This window comes from Streptomyces sp. NPDC001153, from assembly GCF_053598315.1.
In genome coordinates this window covers 1-3,471 of record NZ_JBSFJZ010000119.1, presented here as the reverse complement: position 1 = coordinate 3,471, position 3,471 = coordinate 1, and the positions used below count along the sequence as shown (strand labels likewise).

The following is a 3,471-nucleotide window of genomic DNA, read 5'->3' as shown; positions in this document are numbered from 1 at the left end:
CAGCCGACCGGCCCTCCACGAACGCGCTCAGACCCGCCAGCAACTCCTCCCGGTCCGCACCCACCACGGCCGCCCGGAAGTCCAGGGCGGTACGGGTGCTGGTCAGGGAGTGAGCGATGTCCAAGGGACGCAGGTCAGGGTGGGACTCGAGGTGGGAGCGCAGGCGCTCGGCCTGGCCGTGCAGGGCCTGTTCCGTCCTGCCGGAAATGACGAGGGGAATGACGGGGAGGGCCCGGCCCTCGGGTTCCTCGGAGGCCTCCTCGGCGGGGGCCTCTTCGATGATGACGTGGGCGTTGGTACCGCTGATGCCGAAGGAGGAGATGCCCGCACGACGCGGACGCCCCGTCTCCGGCCACGGGCGGGACTCGGTCAGCAGGCGCACCTGGCCGGACTCCCAGTCGACTTGCGGGGTCGGCTCGTCGACGTGGAGGGTCTTGGGCAGGACGCCGTGCCGGATCGCCTCGACCATCTTGATGATGCCCGACACACCCGCCGCCGCCTGCGTGTGCCCCATGTTCGACTTGATCGAACCCAGCCACAACGGCTGATCCTCCGCACGGTCCTTGCCGTACGTCGCCAGCAGCGCCTGCGCCTCGATCGGGTCACCCAGAGTGGTACCCGTACCGTGCGCCTCCACCGCGTCGATGTGGTCAGGGGCGAGCTGGGCGTTGGCGAGGGCCTGGCGGATGACGCGGACCTGGGAGGGTCCGTTGGGGGCCGTCAGGCCGTTGCTCGCGCCGTCCTGGTTGACGGCGATGCCGCGGACCACGGCGAGGACGGGGTGACCGTTGGCGCGGGCGTCGGACAGCCGCTCGACAAGCAGCATGCCCGCGCCCTCGCCCCACGCGGTGCCGTCGGCGGCGGCGGCGAACGACTTGCAGCGGCCGCTGTGGGACAGGCCCCGCTGGCGGCTGAACTCGACGAAGGTCTCCGGTGTCGCCATCACACAGACCCCGCCGACGAGGGCGAGGCTGCACTCCCCGGAACGCAGGGCGTGCACAGCCGAGTTGAGGGCGACGAGGGACGACGAGCAGGCCGTGTCCATGGTGACCGACGGGCCCTCCAAGCCGAGGGCGTAGGAGACGCGGCCGGAGGCGATGGAACCGGTGTTCGCGTTGGCGGCGTAGTCGTGGTACATCATCCCGGCGAACACGCCGGTGGCCGAGCCCTTCAGCATGGCCGGGTCGATGCCGGCCCGCTCGATCGCCTCCCAGGCGGTCTCCAGCAGCAGCCGCTGCTGCGGATCCATGATCAGTGCCTCGTTCGGGCTGATGCCGAACAGGGACGGGTCGAAGTCGGCCGCGTCGTGCAGGAAGCCGCCCTCACGGACGTAGGTCGTGCCCGGGCGCTGTCCCTCGGGGTCGAAGAGCTGGTCGGCGTCCCAGCCGCGGTCGGCCGGGAACTCCGAGACCGCGTCCACCCCGTCGGCGACCAGCCGCCACAGGTCCTCCGGCGTCTCCACCCCGCCCGGATAGCGGCAGCTCATCCCGACGATGGCGACGGGCTCGCGGAGCGTGGCGGTGAGCTTCTTGTTCTGGGCGCGCAGCCGCTCGGTCTCCTTCAGCGCCGACCGGAGCGCGTCGACGAGCTTGTTCTGGTCAGAGCCGGCCATTACACATCTCCCGTTTCGCCGCTGAGCGCCAGGCTGATGAGGCTTTCGGCGTCCATGTCGTCGATCGATCCCTCCCAGGCCTCGCCGGCCTCGTCCGGTTCGGTCTGTACGTCGCTGACGCCGCCGAGTTCGAGCAGGGCGTCCAGCAGACCCGCGTCCCGCAGCCTGCTGAGCGGAATGGTCTGCAGCACCGCGCGGATCTCCGCCTCACCCGACCCGTCAGCGTTGCCGCCGCCACCGGAGTCCGGAACGAGTTCCGCTCGCATGTGGTCGGCCAGCGCCCGTGCGTTGGGGTAGTCAAAGACGAGCGTGGGCGGCAGCCGCAGGCCGCTGACGCCGCCCAGGACGTTGCGGAACTCGACCGCGCTGAGCGAGTCGAAGCCCAGCTCGCTGAAGGCCCGGTCCGGGTCGATGACATCGGCGCCCGCGTGTCCGAGGATCGTCGCCGCGTGCGTGCGGACCGTGTCCAGCAGCAGGGCTTCCTGCTCGTCCGGGGAGAGGCCGGCAAGCTGCTGCCTGAGCACCGCCGTGTCCTGGCCGCCGCCTCCCACCGCGGTGCGCCGGGTGGTGACTCGGACCAGCCCGCGGAACAGGGCGGGCAGGTCCTCACCGGCCGAGCGCAGCGCCTTCAGGTCCAGGCGGATGGGGACGAGGGCGGGAGCAGGCAGGGCGCTCGCGGTGTCGAACAACGCCAGGCCCTGTTCGGGCGTAAGCGCGTGCACACCGGTGCTGTTCATCCGGTCCAGGTCGGCCTGGCTCAGCTCACCGGCCATGCCGCCGCCCCACAGACCCCAGGCCAGCGACTGCGCGGGCAGACCCTGCGCCTTGCGGTGGGCGGCGAGAGCGTCCAGGAAGGCGTTCGCGGCCGCGTAGTTGCCCTGGCCGGGATTACCCAGGGTGCCCGCGGCGGAGGAAAAGAGGACGAACGCGCTCAGATCCTTGCCGGCCGTCAGCTCATGCAGGTTCAGGGCCGCGTCCACCTTCGGACGCAGCACCTTCTCCACCCGCTCCGGAGTCAGGGACGCGATCACACCGTCGTCCAGGACACCCGCCACATGCACGACCCCCGACAGGTCGACCCCGTCCAGGAGCGCGGCCAGCGCCTCACGGTCCGCCGCGTCACAGGCCGCCACCGTCACCTCGGCACCCAGGGCGGACAGCTCCTGCGCCAACTCCCGCATCCCAGGGGCCTGTTCACCCCGACGGCTGGTCAGCAGCAGACGACGCACACCGTACTCGGTCACCAGGTGCCGGGCGAACAGACCGCCCAGGGTGCCGGTCGCACCCGTCACCAGCACCGTCCCCTCGGCGCAGAACGTCAGGGGCTGCGCCTCCTCCACGGCCACGGGCGTACGGGCCAGACGGGCGCCGTAGGCCGCGCCGTCACGGATCACGACCTGCGGCTCACCCGTCGCCAGCGCCAGAGCGACGGCGTCGTCCGCGTTGGTGTCGGCGTCGGTGTCGGCGTCGACCAGGACGAAACGGTCCGGGTCCTCCGACTGGGCGGAACGCACCAGACCCCACACGGCCGCACCCGCCAGGTCGGTGACGTCCTCACCCGGCAACGCCACCGCACCCCGGGTGACGAACACCAACCGGCCCTCGGCCGACTGCAGTTCCGCCAACACCCGGTTCACCCCGGCACGCACCGCCTCGGCGTCCGTGCCGGGGCTGGTACGCAGGACGGTCACGCCCTCCGGCACCGGCCCACCCCGGACCTCCGCCAGCCGCACCCAGTCCAACTGGAACAACGACTCGTAAAACGCCGAGCCGGCCGCCGCGAACTGGTCCGCCGAGATCTCCCGCAAGGCCAGGGCCTGGACGCTCGCGACCGGAGCGCCGGTACCGTCGGCGACGCT

General features: G+C 71.7%; 2 protein-coding genes. Both read right to left on the bottom strand.

The window, feature by feature from the left end:
* Positions 1 to 1,564 (bottom strand): type I polyketide synthase (locus tag ACWDEN_RS47935; protein WP_450864438.1); only part of this gene is annotated, 1,564 nt, incomplete at its 3' end.
* Positions 1,565 to 1,611: 47 nt separating this feature from the next.
* Positions 1,612 to 3,471 (bottom strand): type I polyketide synthase (locus ACWDEN_RS47930; protein WP_450864436.1); only part of this gene is annotated, 1,860 nt, incomplete at its 5' end.